The 17,785-nt window shown below is 55.0% G+C and carries 16 protein-coding genes; 10 read left to right on the top strand and 6 right to left on the bottom strand.

All coding sequences use genetic code 11. The features are described 5' to 3' along the window. Nucleotides 1-61: 61 nt before the first annotated feature. The gene (locus ACO6S1_RS06990; protein WP_422345594.1) at nt 62-859 is read left to right on the top strand and encodes a thioesterase family protein; all 798 of its coding nucleotides are present in this window, start codon (nt 62-64) and stop codon (nt 857-859) included. Nucleotides 860-870: 11 nt separating this feature from the next. Here the strand turns inward: ACO6S1_RS06990 and ACO6S1_RS06985 are convergent, their stop codons facing one another. The 3 genes from ACO6S1_RS06985 to ACO6S1_RS06975 are packed head-to-tail and all read right to left on the bottom strand — an operon-like array spanning nt 871 to nt 6,985. Then, nucleotides 871-4,113 (bottom strand): efflux RND transporter permease subunit, encoded by a 3,243-nt coding sequence (locus ACO6S1_RS06985; RefSeq protein ID WP_422345593.1) that lies wholly within the window; start codon nt 4,111-4,113, stop codon nt 871-873. Continuing rightward, nucleotides 4,110-5,486: an efflux RND transporter periplasmic adaptor subunit gene (locus ACO6S1_RS06980; protein WP_422345592.1), complete on the bottom strand. Its 1,377-nt coding sequence runs from the start codon at nt 5,484-5,486 to the stop codon at nt 4,110-4,112. The genes ACO6S1_RS06985 and ACO6S1_RS06980 overlap by 4 nt, the downstream gene beginning before the upstream one ends. Continuing rightward, nucleotides 5,486-6,985: an efflux transporter outer membrane subunit gene (locus ACO6S1_RS06975; protein ID WP_422345591.1), complete on the bottom strand. Its 1,500-nt coding sequence runs from the start codon at nt 6,983-6,985 to the stop codon at nt 5,486-5,488. The genes ACO6S1_RS06980 and ACO6S1_RS06975 overlap by 1 nt, the downstream gene beginning before the upstream one ends. A gap of 136 nt (nt 6,986-7,121) precedes the next feature. Here ACO6S1_RS06975 and ACO6S1_RS06970 point away from each other — a divergent pair, with 136 nt between their 5' ends. The 6 genes from ACO6S1_RS06970 (at nt 7,122) to ACO6S1_RS06945 (ending at nt 11,983) form a co-directional block, all read left to right on the top strand. Beyond that, a complete protein-coding gene (locus ACO6S1_RS06970) occupies nt 7,122-7,763 on the top strand; it encodes a TetR/AcrR family transcriptional regulator (RefSeq protein WP_422345590.1) in 642 nt (213 codons plus the stop codon). A 61-nt stretch (nt 7,764-7,824) separates the two neighbouring features. Further along, a complete protein-coding gene (locus tag ACO6S1_RS06965; protein WP_422345589.1) occupies nt 7,825-8,184 on the top strand; it encodes a hypothetical protein in 360 nt (119 codons plus the stop codon). A gap of 51 nt (nt 8,185-8,235) precedes the next feature. Next, complete coding sequence (locus ACO6S1_RS06960; RefSeq protein ID WP_422345588.1) at nt 8,236-8,868, top strand: hypothetical protein; 633 nt, start codon at nt 8,236-8,238, stop codon at nt 8,866-8,868. A gap of 12 nt (nt 8,869-8,880) precedes the next feature. After that, nucleotides 8,881-9,468, top strand: coding sequence for an NAD(P)H-dependent oxidoreductase (locus ACO6S1_RS06955; RefSeq protein ID WP_422345587.1), 588 nt, complete (start codon nt 8,881-8,883; stop codon nt 9,466-9,468). A gap of 114 nt (nt 9,469-9,582) precedes the next feature. Beyond that, complete coding sequence (locus ACO6S1_RS06950) at nt 9,583-10,395, top strand: universal stress protein (RefSeq protein WP_422345586.1); 813 nt, start codon at nt 9,583-9,585, stop codon at nt 10,393-10,395. Between the two features lie 19 nt (nt 10,396-10,414). Then, entirely contained in the window at nt 10,415-11,983 is a 1,569-nt protein-coding gene (locus tag ACO6S1_RS06945) for an MBL fold metallo-hydrolase (RefSeq protein ID WP_422345585.1), read from the top strand. Nucleotides 11,984-11,990: 7 nt separating this feature from the next. Here the strand turns inward: ACO6S1_RS06945 and ACO6S1_RS06940 are convergent, their stop codons facing one another. Next, nucleotides 11,991-13,139 (bottom strand): L,D-transpeptidase family protein, encoded by a 1,149-nt coding sequence (locus tag ACO6S1_RS06940; protein ID WP_422345584.1) that lies wholly within the window; start codon nt 13,137-13,139, stop codon nt 11,991-11,993. Nucleotides 13,140-13,222: 83 nt separating this feature from the next. Between ACO6S1_RS06940 and ACO6S1_RS06935 the strand changes: the two genes are divergently transcribed. Next, entirely contained in the window at nt 13,223-13,825 is a 603-nt protein-coding gene (locus ACO6S1_RS06935; protein ID WP_422345583.1) for a murein L,D-transpeptidase catalytic domain family protein, read from the top strand. Nucleotides 13,826-13,843: 18 nt separating this feature from the next. On the opposite strand, the gene ACO6S1_RS06930 is transcribed toward ACO6S1_RS06935, so the two are convergent. Then, the gene (locus ACO6S1_RS06930) at nt 13,844-14,686 is read right to left on the bottom strand and encodes a universal stress protein (protein WP_422345582.1); all 843 of its coding nucleotides are present in this window, start codon (nt 14,684-14,686) and stop codon (nt 13,844-13,846) included. A 147-nt stretch (nt 14,687-14,833) separates the two neighbouring features. Next, entirely contained in the window at nt 14,834-15,349 is a 516-nt protein-coding gene (locus ACO6S1_RS06925) for an Hsp20/alpha crystallin family protein (RefSeq protein WP_422345581.1), read from the bottom strand. Nucleotides 15,350-15,588: 239 nt separating this feature from the next. On the opposite strand from ACO6S1_RS06925, the gene ACO6S1_RS06920 reads away from it, so the two are divergent. Continuing rightward, on the top strand, nt 15,589-17,121 hold the full coding sequence (locus ACO6S1_RS06920) for a PAS domain S-box protein (protein WP_422345580.1): 1,533 nt from the start codon (nt 15,589-15,591) through the stop codon (nt 17,119-17,121). Beyond that, on the top strand, nt 17,111-17,767 hold the full coding sequence (locus tag ACO6S1_RS06915) for a response regulator transcription factor (RefSeq protein ID WP_422345579.1): 657 nt from the start codon (nt 17,111-17,113) through the stop codon (nt 17,765-17,767). The genes ACO6S1_RS06920 and ACO6S1_RS06915 overlap by 11 nt, the downstream gene beginning before the upstream one ends. The last annotated feature ends 18 nt before the right edge of the window (nt 17,768-17,785 follow it).

The following is a 17,785-nucleotide window of genomic DNA, read 5'->3' as shown; positions in this document are numbered from 1 at the left end:
GTAAATCTTAACAGTGGATTTCGATTGTTTCTCACGATAAGCCGCTGTGATGAACGATCAGATGACCAAAAAAACCGACAAAATGGTGACTCTAGCCGACCTTTTGGATCAATGCGGGCCAGGCGGAGATGCGAATCCCGTCACCTTGCCACAGGGGTGGACCCAGGGGCGCACCGCTTTTGGTGGTCTTTCAACGGCGCTTGCCTATCATGCCGCGAGCCACATTGAAGAAAATCTGCCCGGCCTGCGTTCGGCGCAAGTCGCCTTTACCGGGCCGTTGTTTGGAGCGCTGACCGCGCAGACAAAAATGCTCCGGCGGGGCCGCAATACCGCTTTCGTCCAGTCCGAACTATTCGGCGACAAGGGACTCGGCCTGCATTGCAACTTTATCTTTGCCAGCGAGCGCGAGACCGAAGTCAAAAGCCATGACATGGTGCCACCAGACTTTCCTCCGCTGCCCAAGGCAGAAGATTTGCATAGGGGACCGGAACAGTTTTTTACATCAAAAATGGAATTTGTCGGCAAGCGGATTGATACCAGCATCAAGACCAATCGGCTGACACGCTGGATGCGGCTCGCTGACCGCGATGGCCTTGATCCGATAGCCGAGATATTATGCATGGGTGACAGCCTGCCGCCTTCGATCATGGGATTGCTCGATAAAAATGCCATGGTCAGCTCGATGAACTGGCAGGTGAATATCATTGCCGATCATCCGGTGACAACCGATGGTTGGTGGTTGATCGACTCCCAAACCCATCATGCCGATCACGGTGCCAGCAGCCAGTTCATGAGTGTCTGGAACAGCGATCGGGAACTGATTGCAACCGGCATGCAAAGCGTCGCCTATTACGCCTGACCGGGCCGTGATCAGCTTTCGGCAAGCCGTTCCCGCCGGTTGGCGAACATAGTCTGGATCCGCTTCTTGCCGCGATGTTCGAGCAGCGCCAATGCCGGGATCAGCAGTTGCAGGATGAACGCACCGAACAGCACGCCAAAGCCCAGGCTGGCCGACATCGGGATCAGGAACTGAGCCTGCAGACTGGTTTCAAAGGTGATCGGCGCCACGCCCAGAAATGTCGTTAGCGAGGTCAGCATGATCGGCCGGAACCGCGACTTGGCGCCATTGAGTATGGCCTCTTCAACAGGCATGCCATTACGCAGATTTTCGTTGATAAAATCGATCATCACCAGCGAGCCGTTCACAATCACTCCCGACAATGCGATAATTCCGAATATGCTGAGCACCACCAGCTGCAGACCAAGCAAAATGTGGCCGATCAGCGCACCGATAATACCAAAGGGGATAACCGCCATGATGATCAACGGCTGCACATAGGAACGGAAGGGAATGGCGAGCAGCGCATAAATTGCCAGAAGCGCAAAGAGAAAAGCAGTGGTCAGATCACCAAAGGATTCCGCCTGTTCTTCCTGTTCCCCGCCCAGCGTATATAAAAGCTGGGGATAGTCGGCCTGCAGTCGCGGCATGATATCTTTATTGAGCGCATCGGCAATTTCCTGCCCCGTCACCACATTATCGTCGAGGTCAGCGGTTATCGTCGTTATCCGGCGGCCATCGGTGCGACGGATGATGGACGGCGCTTCCCCAAAAGAGACATCGGCAAGTGTTGCCAGCGCCACTTCGCCGCCCGGAACACGGACCCGGAAACGTTCGACATCGGTTATCGAATTGCGTTCTTCCTCGGGCAAGCGAATATAGACCCGCACGTCTTCCCGGCCGCGCTGGACGCGCAATGCCTCACTGCCGAAAAAGGCGGCGCGCACTTGAAGCGCCACATCCTGCAGCGTCACACCCAGTGTTCTGGCTGCCGGTTTCAAGCGCAGCTGGATCTCCTGCAATCCTTCATCCTGATCGGTTTCGATATCAAATACGCCAGCGAAGCGGGCAAGCTCTGCCATTAGCTGCTCGGACGCAGCGTCGACGACAGCCGGATCAGGATCGGACAGCTGCACGTTCACGGGCGCACCAACCGAAATCAGTTCTGATGCAAAGACCAGAGATCGCACTTCGACGAGCGGGCCGACCGTATCCCGCCATGCGCTTTCAAACGCTTTTGCATCCAGATCCCGTTGGTCACCGGGCACGAAACTGAACTGCACGCTGGCGAGATTGGAGGAAAAATTGCCGCTGGTCGGTTGCGGCCCCCCATCGCGTGCTGCTTGCCCGATGCTGGTAAAAATACCGCGCAAGGGCGATGGCTCATCGTCCGGCTGGTCTTCTTCAAATTCTGCATAAGCCTTGCGTCCGCCTTCCTCGATCAAACGTGCGATCCGCTCCGTCTCTTCAATGGTCGTCCCGGCTGGCATTTCCAGATTGGCGGTCACCACATCGGCCTCTACCGATGGGAAAAATCCGACTTTGATGATGCCCGCGGGAATGAAAGAAGCAAACAGGATCAATATCGCGACCGCTCCGGCGACAATGACAAAAGGCATGCGCAAAGAAAAATTAAGCGCCCGGTCCAGCGGACCATCGACAAAGGCCTGATAATATCTGTCCACATTGGCCTGCACCCGTTCGAAAAACCGGGTTACCATGTTGAGATTGGGCGTACCCGGCGCTGGCAAATGGCTCAGATGATAGGGCAGGATAAGCAAACATTCGATCAGCGACAGAGCCAAAACCGCGATTACCACCAGCGGAATGTCGGCAACCAACTTTCCAATCACCCCGCCAATCGCAAATAGCGGAGAGAAAGCGGCGACCGTCGTCAGAACCGCGAAGATTACCGGCACGGTAACGCGGCGCGCACCGGTGATGGATGCCCCCAGACCGGTGCGGCCATTTTCCCGCTGGGCATAGATATTTTCCCCCACAACAATTGCATCATCCACCACCAGACCGAGGGCCAGAATGAAGCCGAAAAGCGAGAACATATTGATGCTGGAACCAGCAAGATCGAGCAGATAAATGGCACCGATGAACGTGACACCGATACCGACAGCCGTCCACATGGCCAGACGGATATCGAGAAACAGCGTAAGCGCGAGCAATACCAGAAACAGGCCAATGGCTGCATTCTTGAGCAACAGGCTCAGGCGATCGTTCAGTAGCTCGGAATCATCGCTCCAGATTGCATAAGAGACACCCTCGGGGAGGGTAGCCTTAAAATCATCCTCCAGATGCTGCCGGACGGCCGCAGCGACATCCAGCACGCGCTCGTCACTGGTGCGAAACACTTCAACAAAAGCAACCGGCTTGCCGTTGTAAAGTGGGATCAGGTCGGCATCTTCAAAACCGTCCTTGATCGTCGCAACCTGACCAAGCCTGATCAACGCCCCGTTTTCATTGCTCACCAGCACAATATCTTCGAAATTTTGCTGGTTATAATTTTGTCCGATGGTGCGAACCCGCACTTCTTCGCTATCGGTGTCTATTGAACCCGCAGGACTATCAAGGCTGCTGGCGGCTACTGTTTGCGAGATAGTGTTCAATGACAGGCCAAATGCTTGCAGCGTATTTTGCGGCACTTCGATCGATACTTCATAATCGCGGATCGAACTGGTATCGACAAAAGACACTTTATCAAGCGCTGCCAGTGAATCTTCCAACTGGTAAGCCACCTCTTTAAGCGCCGTTTCAGATACATCGCCAAATATCGCAATCCTTACAACGCTTTGCCTGGTGGTCAGCTCTCGAACATCAGGTTCTTCCGCTTCATCCGGAAAGGTCTGGATCTGGTCAATCTCCGCCTTCACATCGTCAAGCGCGCGATCGATATCCGTGCCGAGTTCCAGCTCAACCGAGACGACACCTGACCCTTCATAGGCGTTGGCCGTGACCTTCTTGACTCCGTCAACCGCTTCCACCGCCTCTTCGATTTTCTGGACGATCGACTCTTCGACTTCATCCGGCGTGGCTCCCGGGTACACCACACTGACCTGCACCGTATCGAGGCTGTTTTCCGGAAAGACTTCCTGAACGATCGTGCCGAACGACGCGATCCCGGCAATGAAGAAGAATATCATCAACAGATTGGCAGCCACACCGTTGCGCGCCATAAACGCTACAACGCCGCGTTGCTCCATCACCGCCTTGCTGGGTGTTTCCGGTCCCGATGGTGGTGCGGGTTGATTTCCGGATTCCGTCATGACGCTTTGTCAGCCACGGTTTCTGTCGCTTTCGGTTTGCTGGCCGCCGGCTTGTTTTTGGGCTTTGCATCCTCCCGGGCCTCGGCAATTCTAACTTGCTGGCCATCTGTAGCGGTTTGCAATGTCCCCAGAATAACGACGGGTTTTTCGCCCAGACCAGCTGTACTGATCAGCGCCTGTGTATCTGTGCGCTGCAATATATCGACCTTGACTATCCGCAACCTTCCGTCCCGCACCAGCCATATCTGGTTGTCCGCGCGCAGTGCCGCCAATGGCAACACGGCATATTGGTCGAGCGCACGGCCGGTAATTTCCGCATCAATAAAGCTCCCCACAAATAGCGGTGGCGCGCCCGATGCCCCGGCTGATTTCTGACCCTCTTCCTGAGTCGCTGCAGGCACTCCTCCGCGCAATGGATTGGGGATACGCAGGAACACATCAATCGTCCGGGTCTGCGGATTGAGCACGCTGTTCGCGCGATCAAGATAGGCCTGCCAGCGGTAACGCGTTCCGCCATAATCAGAATAAACCGACGCTTCGATCCGGTTGCTTCCCGGTCGCCACAGCGCCGGGATCAAGGCTGCTTCGCTTTCAGACAAAGGAATGACCGCCTCAAATTCAGCTGTGCCAACCATCGAACCGAGCGACTGGCCCGGAGCAACATAGCTGCCGAGCGCAATGTCCTCAGACCGCACCACACCGGAAAACGGTGCGCGGACAGTGGTTCGTTTCAATGCGGCTTGCGCATCGGCCAATTGCGCCTGGGCGCGGCGCAGCGCAGCACGGGCCGATTGTAACTGCGGTTCACGAGTCGCCAAACCATTTGTCGGCGCCGTGCTCGCCGTTTGACCATTGGTCCCCTGGCTTTTCGCCAATGCTTCAGGTGGTAAAATCCGTGCAGCATAATCGCTGCTATCAACACTCGCATAGGCGCTGCTGCCAGTTCCGCGCTGCTGAAAGCGTGCCAGCTCGGATTTGGCCAGCGCGACTTCCTCGCGCGCCTCCATAACCGCTACATTTTGCAAGGCAACGTCGGCCTGAGCTGTCTGCACAGCGTTGCGATAATCCGATGTATCAATGCGAAACAGGATTGCCCCGCGAGCCACAGTTTGGCCCTCGCGAAGCCCCGGATTCACATAGACAAGCTTGCCGGCAACTTCGGCTGACAAGGTCAGTTCTTCGCGCGCACGGACAGTCCCGGCACCCTGCACCATCAAATTTCCAGAGCGGATTTCCAAAGGCTCCGCTTGTACCAGCGGAATATTTTCCTCCGGTGGCTTTTCTTCTGGCCCGGGTCGCAAAAATATCAGCAGCGCCGCAATTGCTATGGCTGCGAGCAGGATCAGACCGCCGATGACGCGTTGCCGGTGCACTATTTGTCTCCTTGAATTTCTGGCGCCGGGGCGATGGGATCATCACTGTCAGCAACGGAATCAGTTGGTGTCTTGGCATCCCAGCTACCGCCGAGCGCACGGTGCACCGCCAGCCGGGCCAATGCCACATCGCGCGCAGCCGAAGATAGCGCAGACTGCACCTGATATTGCGCCCGCAACGCATCGAGATAATCGACATAGCTGCCGACACCGGTCGCAAAACGCCGCGATTGCAATTCGGCAGCAGCCGTCGCTTCGTCGAGTTGTGAGAAGAGAAAACGATAGCGTTGCCGCTCTTCCTCATAGCCTTCAATCGCCGACCCCACCTCCTGATAGGCGGTGAGGACCGTGCGCGCATAAACAGCTGCCTGTTGCGAATATTGCGCATCGGCCAAATCGATATTGGCTTTTATCCTTCCCCCCTGGAACAGCGGAGCGGTGAGGTTAGCACCAAGATTGAGCACCCATTTGTCGAAAATATCAAACAGCCCTGACGGGCTGCCGGTCTGCGTTCCCATTCCAGCGGACAGACTGATTGATGGAAAGCGTTCGGCCTTGCGTGCGCCAAGGTTAAACCGCGCAGCTTCCAGCCGCTGCCCCGCGGCATAGATATCCGGTCGCTGGGCTAGCAGGTCGATCGGTAGGCCCGAAGGAATGGAAGTAAAAATCAACTGCGGGGCAAGCTTCTGTCCGAGAAACGCATCCATATTGTTGGAATAGCGCCCCACCAGCACCGCCAGCTGTCCCTCGGTTGCGGTCAATTGCCTTTCGCGCTGCGGCAAACCGGCCTGAATATTGCGGAAATCCTGACGCACCTGATAGAGTTCGAAGGAAGTCGCCAGACCGCGGCGATATCGATTTTCGGTCTGTTCGACCCGGTCACCCAGCACATCTATGATCTTTGTGGTCAGCGCGATCTGGTCCCGGGCATCGACGATATCGAAATAGCTCGTGATCACCTCCGCCATCACGGCAAGACGCGCGGCCTGCAAATCTGCGGCGGCGGCAACGGCATCGGCCCGTGCGGACCGCGCATCATCACGCAACCGGCCCCAAAGATCGACCTCGTAAGAAAAGCCCAGGCTGGATGTGTAACTTTCCACCTGAAAACGTGTTCCGCCGCCAGCGGCCCCGAAACCCGTTCCGTCTGTTGGCGTGTCGGAATAGCTGCTGCCAGCACCAGCATTGATTTGCGGGAACAAACCGCTTTTGGACACACGGGCCTGCGCTTCTGCCGCGCGCAATCGGGCCGCAGCCTCGGCGAGATCAAGATTCTCCGCCAACGCTTCGTCCAGCAGAGCGTTGAGAACCGGATCCTGAAATGACGTCCACCACTGCGCAGGTTCATACGCGCCGCGCGCATCGGTCTTGCCAAATTGCTGAGGCACAGCTGCGGCGATTTCCGGCGCCTGCGATTCGGGCGCCATGCTCACGCACCCGCTCGCCAGCAACGCGGTCGCGCAGCATGAAAACAGGGTTTTGGCGAATTTGCTAGTCACAATAGGGGGCACCGTTACCACGACCTGGAACCTGCCAGATGGGGATAAACTGCCACCGATGAAAATGAACGTCAACGTTTTATTTGTACGATCGCGTTCATTTTGATAAGGTATATAGTTACAAGGGGAAATTATCGTGGCAAAAGCGGAAAAAATACAGAAACATGTGCTTACCGACAGGCCGGCGAGTCAGCGCAAAATTGCTGAAATACTGGCCGCTGCCCGCGTGGAATTTTTTACCAACGGTTTCTCTGCCGCCACAATCGAAGCAATTGCGGCCCGCGCCCAGGTTTCCAAAGTCACGGTTTACAGCTGGTTCAAGGACAAGGAAAATCTGTTCGGACAGGTGGTTCAAACTGAAGTTGCCCATATGCGCGAAAATTTCGTGCCGGAGAATTTGGCAGAGAAAAGCTTGCGCGAAATCCTGCATCATGCGGCGCTGGGCATGCTGGACTTTCTGTTGCGGGAGGATCGGGTTCGGCTGGAACGCATATTGGCCGCTGAAATGACGCGTGACCCGGCGATCGGCAAAATGTTCCTCGAAAACGGACCGCTCAGAATGGCGGAAGGCCTTAAAGCCCTGTTGCGGGCGTCTGTCGAAAAGGGCGAGATTCACAGTGATGATCTGGAAGCCTCGGCAGAAATGTTTGCCGGATTGGTGATGGGCCGCATGGATTTGCTGCTACGCTATGGTCACAAGTTCAAGATGACGGCTGCAGACAAGGAAAAACGCGCCCGTCGCGCCGTCGATGCCTGGATGTTGATCCACCAGCCCTAGATCAGCCAACTACGCAATATTGCGTATCGCGCCGGATCATATCTGCCGCCAAATATCCGGAATGACCTGGAAAACAATACGCCTTGAACTGGCCCGAACCCCTGAACATCCCAACGGATCATCGGCACATGCCTATGTGTTCCGCGTTCCTTTGGACGACGCGGGACTCATTGAACCGCAGGCGCTCCGCGAGGCGGAGAAGCGCCCTGTAGTCCGGCGCTTCTGGCCCGGAGAACCGGATCAAAACGGCGTTGTGATCATTACTGATAAGGGATGGGCCTTTTCCTACAAAGTCGGCGATGATGATGACGAGGTGATATTTGGACTGCAGAATCATCCCATCAAGGTCGGTGAATATCTGACCGTCACGGAGGCCGATGGCAGCGAGTTGCCGTTCCGGGTGATCCGTTGCCAAGAATAGGGATCTGCAGATTGTCGGCCTGATTCGTGGGGGTAAAAAGGAGGATAAATCATGGGTTTTCGTACATCCGTTTCGCGCGGCATGCTAATTGGCGCAAGCGTGCTATGTTTTGCCAGCACACCAGCCGCAGCCGAATGTGTCATAGGTTCAGAACCTCTCTTCGACCCGTTTGCACCCTATAAAGGTGGCTCCGCCATAGTGCACAAAGACAGCGGTTTTGTTTTCCCTGCAGAAACGGCAGGATTCAGGCGCCTGTGCGAGATGACCACGGATTTTTCAGGGGATAATTTCCAGATCCGATATGAGCGGACGATCGGCGACCAGCCGATAGCCGTCGACATCGCAGTAGTTCATCTTGAGGACCTGACCGCGCGCGACCACTACCGGATCATCAAGCCCACCGTCATGTCCCATTATGCCAGTGCCTCGATTGAATCCGAGGGCGATTATTTCGTCTCCGGGCGGGACGACCTGTCGGCCTATCAGGGCATATTTGACGGGCAGAAAGACAATGTGCCGTGGCATGTCAGCCTGACCGCAATTGACTATGGTTATTGGGACGCGCGTCTGATCGCGTCTTATCCCCACGAGCTGGACGTCCCTGCACAGGAAGCCCTCATGGAACTGGTCGCCGCCTTCCAATGGCAAAGCCCGGTGGATGAAGAAGAGGGTGGCGGCGATTAGCGGAGAAAAGGCATGAAACGCATTGCGATAATTGACGCCCATCCCGACCCCGATCCGGCGCGTTTTGGCCACGCGCTTGTCTCCGCCTATGCACAGGGGGCGAAAGAGGCAGGTCATGAAGTCCGCGAAATCTGCCTGGCCGGCAAGGACATTCCGTTATTGCAAAGCCGCAAGCAATGGATGGAAGAAGATGTACCCGCCAGTGTGAAGCCGGGGCAGGACGCGATCAAATGGGCCCAGCATATCGTTTTTTTCTACCCGCTTTGGATGGGTGACATGCCAGCGCTGTTAAAAGCCTTTATCGAACAGGCTTATCGCCCCGGCTTTGCGCTCGACTATGGAGCGGAAGATGATCGGAAAATGCCCAAAAAGCTTTTGACCGGACGGTCCGCCCGTTTGGTCGTGACAATGGGCATGCCCGCGATTTTCTATCGCGCCTATTTTGCATCGCACAGCGTCCGGAGTTTCAAACGCAATATCCTTGCCCTGACCGGCGTAGACCCGGTTTCAACATCCCTGATCGGCAATGTCGACGGCAGTTCCAAACATCGCGAGCGCTGGCTGAAAAAGTTGACCGATCACGGTGCGAATGGCGATTGATATCACGCACCGCCTGCTCCGTAACATCCCGTATATAGTGCCAAATTCGACCGGAGTAGACTTTATTCTCGGATGATCGCGAAGGGGAAGGTCATCAAAAATAGGAGAAAAATCATGAAATCCGTGCTGCTTTACGTCAACGACGACACCGGGCTGGAAGCGAGGCTGCAGGCGGCTCTGGATGTTACCCGCGCCATCAATGGTCATCTGCATTGTCTGCGCGCCAATCCTTATAATCCACAAATGGCTTTTGATGGCGTAACCGGCATGTCGGTCGTTTATGATGTCGCAAAGCTGACCAGGGAAGCGGATGAAAAATTGCGCGCTAGTATAGAAAGCCGCCTCGCCGATGAGGATGTGCCTTGGGATTATGAGGAAGCCAATGCCAGTCCGGCGCGCGGCCTCGCCCGCAATTCAGCGCTGGCAGACCTTCTCGTTTTAAGCTCAGGCAGCGGTGACAAGGATAACGTCCTGCCGCTCGGCATATTGGGTGATGTGCTGTTCAATACCAGTGTTCCGGCGCTTGTTCAGCCCGACAGCGTGAAGAAATTTGATGCCGCCGGCATTGCCGTCGTTGCCTGGAATGGCAGTTTCGAGGCTGGCAATGCTTTGCGCGCCGCCGTGCCCTTGCTGCATTTGGCCACTGCTGTCCACATATTGACTGTGGATGAGGAAAAGCATCACGACCTTCCGCCGCTCGCTGCATCAGAATATCTCTCGCGTCATGGCATTACCTCTGAGGTACACAGCATGTCGGCCAAAAAACCTTCGGTCGAAGCGGTGCTGCTTTCGACAGTCGATGCCCTGAAAGCAAGCTATATGGTCATGGGTGCCTATGGTCATAGCCGTGCACGACAGTTTCTTTTCGGCGGTGTAACACGAAGTCTGTTCAAGGATTGCCCGATACCGCTCATTGTTTCCCATTAGGTTTTTCGGGAGTTGAGTAATGGCCGAAAACACGCATATCAAATTCCACGGTGCCGCCGGCACGGTGACAGGCTGCTGTTTTGAAATTGAAGGGGCAGGCAAAACCATTCTGGTGGACTGCGGTCTTTTTCAGGGCACACGGTCGCTGGAACGGCTGAACTACGAGAAGCTGCCGTTTGATCTGGAGCGGATCGATGCGGTCATCCTGACCCATGCCCATCTCGATCATAGCGGAAGACTGCCTTGCCTTTACAGTCACGGTTGCAAGGCCCCCACTTACTGTACCCGGCCAACCGCCGACATATTGAAACCGCTATTGCTGGATTCGGCAAAATTGCAGGCGGCGGCTGCCGAACGGCGCAACCGCCGAGCGGATCGCGCCGGCCTGCCTCCATTTTTTCCGCTCTACACTGGTCCCGATGTCACCAAGCTGATGAAGAACATCCGCACGATTGACTATTGTGAGGAAGTCGATCTTGGCAATGGTGTCTTCTTTCGTTTGTGGGATGCGCGTCATATCGTCGGTTCAGCTTCTGTGGAAATAAACATCGCGGGACAGCGCCTTATGATATCAGGAGATATCGGGTCCGGTGCCGCGATACATTGCGCGGATCAGGAGTTGGGCGGATATGACCATATCATCTGTGAAGCCACCTATGGTGCGCGCACCCGGAAAGAGACGCTGATCAGCGAGCGCCGGGAAACCCTTGCCAAATATGTTGAAGATACACTCAAGGATGGCGGCAATCTGCTCTTGCCTGCTTTTGCGGTTGAACGAACGCAAGTCATCATGGAAGATCTGCTGGCCTTGTTCGATTCCGGCCGTTTGTCACCCGTCAATGTCTTTCTCGACGCGCCGCTCGCACAAAAGGTGACCATGGCGATGCTGAAATATCGCGATAATGGATCGGATCTGCTGAAACGACCGAACATCCGGTTTGTCCAGTCTGTGGCAGAATCCAAACAGCTGAACCAAATGACCGGAGCTGTAATCATTGCCGGATCGGGAATGTGCGAAGGCGGGCGGATTCGGCATCATTTGATCCGCAATTTACCCAAGCGACAATCTCGCGTATTATTCACCGGCTTTCAGGTGGCAGGAACTTTGGGCTCTGTCCTGACCAGCGGTGCCGAGCTGGTCCGCATTTCCGGCAATGATGTTGTCGTCAATGCCGACATCGCCATTTTGGATGGCTATTCCAATCACGCGGATCGCCCGGGGCTGGCCCGGTGGATCCACGATCATAGCCCGATTTCAGGCAGTATATTCCTGGTTCATGGGGAAAGTCAGGGCTTGCAGACACTGTCAAGCGACTTGGTTGCAACCAAAAGGTATAATGATCCGATCATCCCGGCACTTGGCCAGCTATGGGCCTTGCAACCGCAGGAGCAGGCGCAGCTAAAGCAAGCCGGACGAAGCAACGCCGAACAGCTTATCGCGCCGCAGGACTGGACATCTCGGCTCGCCGCATTGCGTGCCTCGGTGCAGCAAAAAGTTCGCGCCCTGCCCTCTGACGAGGATCGGGAGAAAATGCTCAAAGCGCTCGAACGCGCTCTGGAAAGCTATCAAAAGGAAAAATTACGCTGACTGGCCTTTACGAATAACAGACACCCGGCTCCGACTTTTTATTGGTATCTGTCCGGGCGAGGATTTGCCCGGCACTTCCGTCACGCTTGTAAATATCCGGATAAAAAATCACATCGCCATCATCGGACCCCTCAGCGGTAAAATAGGCGATGTAAATCGGTATGGGATTGGCGATGGTCAGCGCTTGCGTGGTGCCTTTTTCCAGAATCACATCGACGGCTTCTCCGGATTGATCATCGGCCAACAACGTCTTGGCGAATCCGATTGCGTCACCAACCCTGACACAGCCATGGCTGTAGGTTCGGACCTCATTGGCAAATAATGTCTTGTTCGGCGTGTCGTGCAGATAAACGGAATAGGAATTGGGCATGATCAGTTTCATGAGACCAAGGGCATTGCCTGGCCCGGGTCGTTGGCGATACCGCCCGTTTTGGAAAACATAGCCTTTCCGGCGCGCGGTTGCCGGGCGATTGCGAACCATTGCGCCGATCCCCTCGGCCACAATCGAGGAGGGGATCTCCCACCAGGGATTCACTATGACCCCGCTGACTTTTGTATCAAAAACTGGTGTCGGCGTCTTTGTCTTGCCGACAATGACGGGCCATGCGCCAACCTTCTCATGCTGCTTCCACAGTGTCACCTCGAAACTGGCGGCATTCACGATCAGATAGGTCTCGCCGAGAAACAGAGGCATCCAGCGCCATCTTTCCATATTCAACTCGATAGTGGCACGTTTCTGCGGATCAGTTTCTTTCGCCAATGCCTTTTGCAGCGCATGATAATGGGGGTTTTTTGGCCTGTAGGCGTCGAACAAAGGCCCTAGTTCGTTTCGGCTCAGCGCCAGCTTTATCAATTTGTCATTGTCGATGAGATGATCGCGGCTCTTTATATGCCACCGCGCACGGTCCAGACCCTTGAGACACCCTTCCAGATAGGCATGTGCCAACTGCTTTGCTGCTGCTGTCGCAGCCTTTGCATCGTTAATGTCAAAACGGCTTGAGACCTGACAATCGGCAAGCCCTTCCGCGGGCATATTGTCGATCAGCGCCTGCAAATGAACCACTTGTGCCGGATTCCACTGTATCTGGGTTTCCGGCTCTGCCGAGGCTGTGCCAACCGACAACAGGGCAGTGATACAAATGATCAGTTTTTTCATCCAACCCTTGTTTCGGGCGCGCCCCCTCCCCACAATAGGTATATCTACTTAGTCCCAAATATGGCGGATTTTGCTAGAATTTTATGATGAAACGCAGAACATTTGTTAAATCGGGCCTTTTGGGAATTGGCGCCTTGGCGTCCCCTACACTGCCCGCCATCGCCAAAACGCCATCGCTGCTGAATCCTAACTTGCTGGACAAAGCAAAGGCAGCACTGGAAACTCATCGCCTGTCGATCAAGCACAAGGACGTAATCGGGATTGCCGATTATGCGGCGCATTCGGCCAAGCCCCGCTTCCATCTTGTAGACCTGATGAACGGCCGCACGACATCATTTCTGGTCTCGCACGGCAAGGGGTCGGACAAAAAGCATACCGGGTGGCTGCAAGAATTTTCCAACATACCCGGCTCTGAAGCGTCTTCGGGCGGCAGCTATCTGACCGCTCAGGCCTATGTCGGCAAACATGGCCGGTCGCGCCGTTTGACAGGACTGGATGCCAGCAATGACCTTGCCTTTCAGCGGGCTATAGTGATCCACGGTGCCTGGTATGTCGATAACAAGATGGTCAAACAGCACGGTAAAGTCGGGCGAAGCCAGGGTTGCTTCGCTTTTTCAGAAACCGACCGGGATCAGATTCTCGAGCGGCTTGGCAGCGGAAGATTGCTTTTTGCGGACAAAGGCTGAGACGAATGACCGCTGATCTCATTGCGGATCGCGGACCATCATCACATCCTGTTTGAGCCAGCCCAAAAGCACGCGCGCATTATTGCCCATGCTGGCGCGCATGAAGCCGCTTTTGCCGTGCGTGCCGAGCACCACCAGATCGGATTTCAATTCCTTGATCTTTTTGAACAGGACGACTCCCAACTCGCCCTTTTCATTGGACGCTTCGATCCGATTGAACGTGGCATTATCCAACGTCGTCTGCGCCAGAAAGCGTTCCATCGATTTGGCTTCCTCGGACCCAATATCCTTGGCTACCTGGTCGGATTTCAGCCAGCCGCTATAGGGCACGTTAAACGCGTGGACGAGGTTCAGCGGCACATCGGGAAAAAGGTCCGCAGCCGTGTTGAGTGCGCTCATCGAGCAATCGGAAAAGTCGGTAGCGACCAAGATGTTACGATAGGGTTTGACCGGCTTGCGCTTGACGATCAGCACCGGCACGTCAGCGTAGCGGACAATATGGTCAACTGGGGAGCCAAGGAAGATATCGCTAAATCCATCATAATGTGCCACGCCGGTAACGATCATACCGCAGCGTTCCCGCTTGGCAGTCTCGATGATCAACTCGCCAACATTGCCCATCTCGATGACAAACTGCACGTCCACCTCGGTATCGGGTAGTTCCTCTTCCAGTTGCACGCGGGCTTCCTTTGGTACCAGGCCTTTTTTCTTGGCCTGTTTTGGATCGAGCACATGGACCACAATCAAGCGTGTCTCCCATAGCTTGGCCAGCATTAGAGCCCGGTCAAAGGCACGATCGCAGCGTGCCGTCATATCCGTCGCCAGCAGGATAGGTTTGCTGGTTGCCTTGGTATCGCTCATGTGTCGAAATCCTCCCCATTATTTTATGGTAATAGTTGTTACTCGGATACAGGCCGCCCTTCTTCCCTTGAACGCCCATTGGGGGGGGTGGGGGGAAGGGACGCTTGGGGACAGAAAGGCGACCTGCCTACCTCCTCAACTCGCAATCTAGGCGGCGTTGATCGGGATCTTTCGTTCTTTCTCCAGCGCTTCGGCACTTTTGGGGAGATGGATGGTCAACAGCCCATCCTTCGCCTCGGCGCTGATTTTTTGATGGTCAATTCCGGTGGGCAATTTGATCGCCCGTTCGAACATGCCATAATGCCGTTCGGAGAACAGGAAACTCTCGCCTTCCTCGTCGTGGCTTTCGGATTTCTCGCCCGACAGGCGCAGCATCCCGTCCGACAGTTTGATATCGATATCCTCGCTGCTCATTCCGGGCACTTCGGCGACCAACTCATATTCGTCTTTCTTGTCGCGCATTTCGATAATCGGATCGGCATTGTCATAAAATTTCTGCAACATTCTGGAGCCGAAAGCGTTGCCCGGTGTATCATCAAACATCCGGTCAAATTCATCACGCAGTCGATTCAATGGTTCCCAGACATTGCTTACTTGTACTGGGACATTCAGACGCCGTGATGCACTGGTTTCAGCCGGCAATTTTGCTTTTTTCTTGGTCATTATAACATCCTCAATTGGCTCAATCGGTTTCGAATCACCCGCCCCATCCGGTTTGTGAATTTGGAATATTATCTTTGCCGAACCGATAAAATCAGTGGTCTTCCCTACGTAGTTTTACGTATTTCCTGCCGCCGCTTTATACCGCGTAGCTTTTGTGCTTCATTGGAGGTGGGAATGGCCAGGCAATCATGGCATAGACGGTGGATTAGGGGGTGTATGATTTTTAAGGGTGTTTCGCCATGCGCGAGAACATGACTGTCAGCGCAGACCGCCAGGCTTATCTTGAAGCGGTACTGTCCACCTTGCCGGAATGCGTTGCGATCGTGGACCGCAATTTCCGGCTGATTGACATGAACCAGGCGGGCCTGTCGATGATCGGTGTCGATCGCCTGGAAGACATTCCCGAGGGGGCGCCACTTTCACTGATCGCACAGCCATATCACCGTATCTATCGGGATGCATTTAAAGCGATTATTGATGGCGAGGTGCCGGGTGCCAGCGATCCTTTCCGGCTCAAAATCCATGCGGTTGATGGCACAGAATATTTGCTTGAATGCCGCCTTGCGCCACTCCCGAGCAAGGATGGCTCGATCGACGCAGCGGTAATCACATCCCGCGATGTTTCGGAATGGCAAGGCGCTCTGGATACTGTAGAACAAGCCAATTCCCTGCTGGAATCGATATTGGCCACCGTGCCAAATGCGATGGTGGTAACCGATTCCCATGGCCGGATCACATCCTTCAGCGCGGCCGCCGAAGCGTTGTTCGGATATACCGAAGCGGAGATAATCGGAAAAAACGTCAAGTTGCTGATGCCCGAACCCTATCGGTCCTCGCATGACCGCTATCTGGAACGCTATCGCCGCACAGGTGAAAAACATATTATCGGAATGGGCCGGACGGTCGAAGGCTGCAAAAAGGATGGTACGGTTTTTCCAATCCAGCTCGAGATTGGCGAAACACACATAAGCGGCGAACCCCTTTTTACCGGCTTCATTGTCGATTTGACGGAACAAAAACAGACCGAAGCGGAGTTGCAGTCGCTGCAGGGCGACCTTATGCACGCATCGCGGCTCAGCGCGGTCGGCAGCCTGGCATCAGCGCTGGCCCATGAGTTGAACCAGCCGCTGACAGCCATTGCCAACTATCTCTCGGCGGCCCGTGATCTGCTGGATCAGGGACCTGGCGATAAAACGGAGCTACTTTACGAAGCCTTGCAAGAAAGCGTATCCGAAAGCCTGCGCGCTGGAAAAATTGTCCGGCGGCTTCGCGAATTTGTCGCCAAGGGCGAGATTAACCGGCAGATACTATCAATTGCACAGCTGGTCGAGGATGCCATGACATTGGGTCTGGTCGGTGCCTATGACAAGGGAATTGACTGCACGATCGATATCGACCCGGATACCAATCACGTATTCGCGGACCGTGTCCAGATCCAGCAAGTCATGGTCAACCTGATGCGCAATGCGATTGAAGCGATGGCGGAAAGTCCGGTCAAGAAACTCGGTATCAGCGTACAGTCGGCACCCCGTAAAAGGGTTGAAATCGCCATTTCGGACACGGGAAGTGGCATAGAACCCGAAATGGAGGACAAATTATTTCATCCTTTTTCTACAACCAAAGGTAGCGGCATGGGTCTTGGTCTGTCGATCTGCCGAACCATTATCGAGGCGCATGAGGGGACAATCTACGCCGAACCGAATCCGCAAGGGGGAACCATTTTCCGGATTTTTCTTTTGAAAGCTGCCGAGGAGAAAATGCATGTCGAATGAACATTTGGTCTATGTCGTGGATGATGACGATGCGGTGCGCCGCTCTGCGGCATTCATGCTGCGTCACGCGGGGTTTCAGGTCCGCCCGGTGGAATCGGGCGTCGCCTTTTTGAAGCTGGCGAAAAAAGCGGAGCGTGGCTGTGTGCTGCTGGATGTCCGCATGCCGGAAATGAGCGGACTGGAAGTGCAACAGGAAATGGTCAAACAGGGCATCGACATGCCTGTGGTCATTCTAACTGGCCATGGCGATGTCGAAATAGCCGTGCAGGCGATGCGCGCCGGTGCGATCAATTTCCTCGAAAAACCTTATAAGAAAGAAGCGCTTCTCGCAGCTATGGAAGAGGCTTTTGATCGGTTGGAAAATAGCGCGTTGAGCGAAATGGCTTCCTCAGAAGCAAAGGTTCGGCTTGCCTGCCTGACCGGACGCGAACGCGACGTGCTTGACGGACTGATGACCGGCTATCCCAACAAGACCATCGCCTATGATCTGGGCATATCGCCGCGTACCGTCGAAATTTATCGCGCCAATATGATGGAAAAATTGCGGGTACGCAGTCTGGCCGAGGCGTTGCGGATCGGATTTGCTGCCGAAACCGGCGATACGATAAACACAAATACGGTGGAACCGAAATCGGTGCCACACTGATTTAAGTATATCTGCGGA

This window comes from Parasphingorhabdus sp., from assembly GCF_965233695.1.
Lineage (GTDB): Bacteria > Pseudomonadota > Alphaproteobacteria > Sphingomonadales > Sphingomonadaceae > Parasphingorhabdus.
The sequence above is the reverse complement of the archived record's forward strand: the minus strand, read 5'-3'. Positions and strand labels throughout refer to the sequence as shown.